This is a genomic window from Iodobacter sp. CM08 (assembly GCF_033446605.1).
GTDB lineage: Bacteria > Pseudomonadota > Gammaproteobacteria > Burkholderiales > Chitinibacteraceae > Iodobacter.
Genome location: NZ_JAWQUO010000080.1, coordinates 1 through 4,793, shown reverse-complemented (window position 1 = coordinate 4,793; position 4,793 = coordinate 1). Strand labels below are relative to the sequence as shown.

The 4,793-nt window shown below is 42.2% G+C and carries 5 protein-coding genes; 4 read left to right on the top strand and 1 reads right to left on the bottom strand.

Features of this window, described 5'->3' with window-relative positions:
- Window positions 1–102 precede the first annotated feature (102 nt).
- Window positions 103–1,272 carry a tyrosine-type recombinase/integrase gene (locus tag R6242_RS21970; protein ID WP_318430989.1) on the top strand — a complete coding sequence of 390 codons (1,170 nt, stop codon included), beginning with the start codon at window positions 103–105 and terminating at the stop codon, window positions 1,270–1,272.
- Between the two features lie 59 nt (window positions 1,273–1,331).
- Here the strand turns inward: R6242_RS21970 and R6242_RS21965 are convergent, their stop codons facing one another.
- Window positions 1,332–1,607 carry a hypothetical protein gene (locus tag R6242_RS21965; RefSeq protein WP_318430987.1) on the bottom strand — a complete coding sequence of 92 codons (276 nt, stop codon included), beginning with the start codon at window positions 1,605–1,607 and terminating at the stop codon, window positions 1,332–1,334.
- Between the two features lie 654 nt (window positions 1,608–2,261).
- Between R6242_RS21965 and R6242_RS21960 the strand changes: the two genes are divergently transcribed.
- The 3 genes from R6242_RS21960 to R6242_RS21950 all read left to right on the top strand — a co-directional run bounded on the left by R6242_RS21960 (window position 2,262) and on the right by R6242_RS21950 (window position 4,635).
- Window positions 2,262–2,795 carry a PAAR domain-containing protein gene (locus tag R6242_RS21960; protein ID WP_318430985.1) on the top strand — a complete coding sequence of 178 codons (534 nt, stop codon included), beginning with the start codon at window positions 2,262–2,264 and terminating at the stop codon, window positions 2,793–2,795.
- Complete coding sequence (locus R6242_RS21955) at window positions 2,795–3,487, top strand: alpha/beta hydrolase (protein ID WP_318430984.1); 693 nt, start codon at window positions 2,795–2,797, stop codon at window positions 3,485–3,487. Before R6242_RS21960 ends, R6242_RS21955 begins: the two co-directional genes overlap by 1 nt.
- Before the next feature lie 776 nt (window positions 3,488–4,263).
- Window positions 4,264–4,635 (top strand): hypothetical protein, encoded by a 372-nt coding sequence (locus R6242_RS21950; RefSeq protein ID WP_318430982.1) that lies wholly within the window; start codon window positions 4,264–4,266, stop codon window positions 4,633–4,635.
- Window positions 4,636–4,793: the final 158 nt, after the last annotated feature.

Here is a 4,793-nt window from a genome sequence, read left to right as displayed (position 1 = left end):
CCACACGCAGTAGCCACTCCCCGCGCCGCGTCTGCAAATCCCCCATAAATCCTCCTGCTTGATAAAAACCTCAGCATGACGAAAAAAGGAAAGGGCGTTTAGATGGGAGGGCTAGGCGCTTACGGTAGAGATGGCGAAGGCGTCAAAGCAGCCAGTGCAACATCAATTCAAATCAGCTTCAGCTATCAAGGTATGCAATGCCGTGAACGTGTCCAGCTCAAGCCCACGACCGCTAATTTAGCCGCAGCCCAACGGCACAGAGACGCCATTCTACAAGCGATAGACAACGGCACCTTTGATTACCTTGTCACCTTCCCACAATCAAAGCTTGCGGAACGGTTTTCCAAAACACCAGGCAAAACAGAGATTCTAGAGTCCTACCTGACACGCTGGCTTGAGCGACAAAAAACGAGTTTAAAAACCAGTACATTTGTGGATTATCAGCGAATCATTAACAACACCATCATTCCTCAATTTGGCCAGCTGAAACTAGCAGACTTAAAGCGTAATCATCTACGTGAATGGTGCGACTCAATGACCAAAGTAGGAAATAAACGAATTGCAAATATTCTCAGCCCGCTACGTGTAGCACTGCAAGATGCAACCCATGATGAAATGATTGAAAACAACCCGCTTTACGGCTGGAACTATCGGCGTAAAGATGCCCCAAAACCTGTAGATGATGTTGATCCATTCACCGCCTCAGAACAAGCCAGCATCTTAGGTGTACTAAAGGGGGCGGCCTACAATCAAGTGCAATTTTCTTTCTGGACAGGTATCCGGCCATCAGAGCTGGTAGCACTAGAATGGGGTGATATAGATTGGAAACGCGGAACTATTCGCATTAATAAAGCAATTACTCAGCATAGCGATGAGGCCGAGACCACCAAGACAAAATCAGGAATACGCAGCATCAAATTACTAGCCCCTGCCCTAGCTGCTATTAATGAGCAAAAAGTCCATTCATTAACTCATGAGTCCGGCAGAATTTGGCTAAACCCTCGCTCAGGTGAACCATGGCAAGGCGATCAAGCGATTAGAAAAACGCTTTGGATTCCTACTATAAAGCGGGCAAAAGTCCGATACCGTCGCCCTTATCAAACTCGCCACACTTACGCCTCTATGATGCTTTCAGCAGGTGAACATCCGATGTGGGTAGCTCAACAAATGGGCCATAGCGACTGGACAATGATTGCTCGAATTTACGGAAAATGGATGCCAGAAGCTAATAGAGAGGCGGGCAATAAAGCGGTATCCCTATTCGGGAAATAAGACTTGCATAAAAAAGGGCCGCACGACAGCGAGCCCTTTTTGTTTATCATTCAAACATATTACTTTTGGAGAAACATACATACCATAACAGATTGCCCTGTTTGGCCTGCAGTCGCTCTACACTCAGCAGCTTTATTCCAAGATGGCTGGATAAAACTACCTATAATAAAACCAGTAATAGCAGCAGTCACAAGAAAAAAACCTATACGATCTTTCGGCTTGTCTCCGCGTTTAGTCCACGCTCCGAGGCGGCGGAACTGATAATCACAAAAATAAACTAACGGAAGAGCCACTGCACACAGAAAAGAAACCATACCTATTTCAAAATATGCCATTTCATTGCATCCCTATATATATATTTAAATAGTGGTGAGCTAATCACAGTTTTATAAAAAATAACAACAACCACTAAACTGTAGATTAGTAAAAATATATATACGCTTTGTAAGTAAAAACGACAAATATAAAACATATTTTTTTGCCCAGTGTTAGATTTTCCCCCATATGTAAGGTTAAAAAATATTCGGCATTGAAAATTATTTTTTATTTAAAACAAAAAAACACCGTTATTAAAATAATAATGAACACTAAAAAGCTTACGAATAAGAAGACATACAAATAAGTAATAGCAACTTAATAACAGCTATCTTTTATATACCCAATATAATCAATAGCTTATCATGTCATGATTCGGGTTCGACTCCCGCCGGCTCCACCAGTATAAAGCAATGAAATCAGCCACTTAGAGAAATCTAAGTGGCTTTTTTTATGCCTAAAAAGGCCCTTTTAGGCCAAACAATAGCAACATTAATAGCAACATTCCTTACAAAAAATCCAGTTCAATAGAAAAACCTCGCACAAGCAAAGCAAGCCCTCTGTGCATTAATTACGTCCGCTTGCCGAGCCAATACACCCTACCTCTTATTGTGAGTATAGTAAGCAAAGATTAAGATTAGTGTACTAATCTTGGTCCCTTATAGGTAGCAGGCATGAAAAGAGTAATACGTTTAGGCGACCAAACCAGCCATGGCGGAGTTGTAATAAGTGCTGCATCAACGAGCAATATGTTTGGCAAGCCTGTTGCTCTTCTTGGGGATAAAGTTAGCTGCCCAATCCCTGGCCACGGCGTTTGCCCAATTATTGAAGGCGACCCCTCGTGGAATGTTGGCGGTAAATCCGTTGCATTAGAAGGCCATAAGACTTCATGTGGAGCGGTTTTAATCTCATCCATGCCAGAGGTCGGGCGCTCGTATGAAGGAAGTGGTGCGGCATCATCTGGTGCATCTAACAGCGCAAAAAAAACTATGGCAGCTGCAGCGGCTATAGTGGCGGCAGCAGATTACGACCAACACTTTGCACTCACAGATGATTTAACCGGAAAGCCATTAGCAAATCGAATGTATCGGATTAATTGGAGCGGTGGAATTGTTGAAGGTCGCACAGACGCTCAGGGCCATACACAAAAAATCAATGGCACCAAGCCGGAAGAAATCACCATTGAAGTATTTGCGGAGAATCCATAATGGGTCCATTAGTTCCTGTAGTCGTTATTGCCGCATCCTTGACCTTAAAATCTGATACTAAACCTGTACCTGTAAAAGTGAATAAACCACGCGGAACTCTCTATTGGGGCGGTGCTGGTCTTGATGGCCCTTATGTTAAGCCACAATTAGATATGTTTATGAAAGCAGGAATACAGCATTGCTATGTAGGAAAAACCAACTCTGCAACACAATCAATAGGTGATTACGGAATGTTTATAGATGCCCTACAAGCAGGCATCAACATTAGATATATTGATAACAGTGGGGAGTGGCGATTAGCTGGAATGGATAAACCGTCTGAGCAATTTAACTTGATTGGTTATTCTTATGGCTCATTATTAGCAGCACAAACAGCCAACTACTATGCAAAGAATGGCAATATTGTTAATCACCTAGTTTTACTAGGAAGCCCAATTGATGCAGACTTTCTAAAAGAGCTTAAGGCAAATAAGAATATTAAAAAGATTATCGTGATTGATTTAACTCAATATGGCGACCCAATTTATGCTGGAATTACTCAAACAGAACTTATTATGGGTGCTAAAACATTAGGTGATCAAATGAAAAACAATAAAGCAGAGGGGCATTTTTATTATGCTCATGTCGTTGCAGATAGTCCAAAACGGTGGGAGGCATTAGCCAACCGCTTATATGCAGAAGGTTTGAGATAAAGTATGAATAATCCCAGAAAGGCACCTCTTCGCGCAGGCTCTATCTTATCGTGGCTTAGCGCCCTATCAAGCATCCTTCTAATGCTGTTAGTTTGCTGGTACGTTTACTACTTAACTGGCGCAAAAATAGACAAGGGGTCATTCTATACAGGGCCGGTAGGCGCAATGGGAGCACTCTTTTTTGTTTGTGGCTTTTCTCTAAGCGCGCTATCTACAGCACTGGCTATAGGAGTGAGAATACGCGCCCCCAAAGGCTCAACGGAACGCATAAGGACATGGAAAATATGGCTTAGCGCTCATGCCCTATTCACTGTTGGAACAATCGGTACAGCATTACTCATCCATGCACGTCTAAATTAATTATAGTTCATGAGTGAGGGCAGGTCTTTTACCGATCTATCCCACAAAAACACCACCACAACAAACAATAAAACAAACATATACATAATTTTTTTAAAGAAACTACGAAATACCAGTGTACATATCCAGTCTTGCACCCCATGCGCGAGGGGTGCAAATTCAGCGCATAAAATCAATAGCTTAGAATTAAGCCACATGCAAGGCCATCACCACAAACCGCCACAGATAACCACCCCGCCCCGCAAAAATCCCGCAGAAGAAATAATTCAAGAAGACCTGCCCCATCGCCCCATATTACATTTGCTTGCTAAATATTCAATTTAAATATAATTCATATGTAATCCTATGTAAAATGTAAGACCTACCCCTAGGGCACTTCGTTATGCGCCCCGTAAAAACAAATAAGGCATGAACACATGAATGGTTATACGGTCTGCTCATTTAAAATCAATAGCAAAAAAAAATACCTAGTTCTTGAAGTAGTGGCAGACATCAAAAACAATAAAGCCCTACTGCAAGCCTTCATGGATGATGGAAGCTGCTATCCGTTCCCGCTTTCTTTTACAGTGCAACTCCCTGAAGCGGAATTGCTAAAAGAAGCTTTTGTAGATGGGATAAATCACTTAAAAATGATTGAAGGATGGCAAACTGAAGGCTCTAGCGAGAATTTGGCTGAACTAATTAAATTTCCACACTTGCTGCATTCTATAAAGGCGAATTGCAAATCTGAAATACTAGCGTCAGACATAGAAAACAAAATTGGGGTCAGGTCTTGCATTAGCACATAGTAAAGTCAGCCTAGAGTTGAAAATATGTTAATGCAAGGTAGAGTAGAGAGCAGGTTTTCACCTACCCTCCCTCATCAAACCGTGCATGCGATTTTCCCGCACACGGCTTTCCGATGTTCTTCACATCAAGCATGCGCTAATTTCCAACCTGCTGTTGT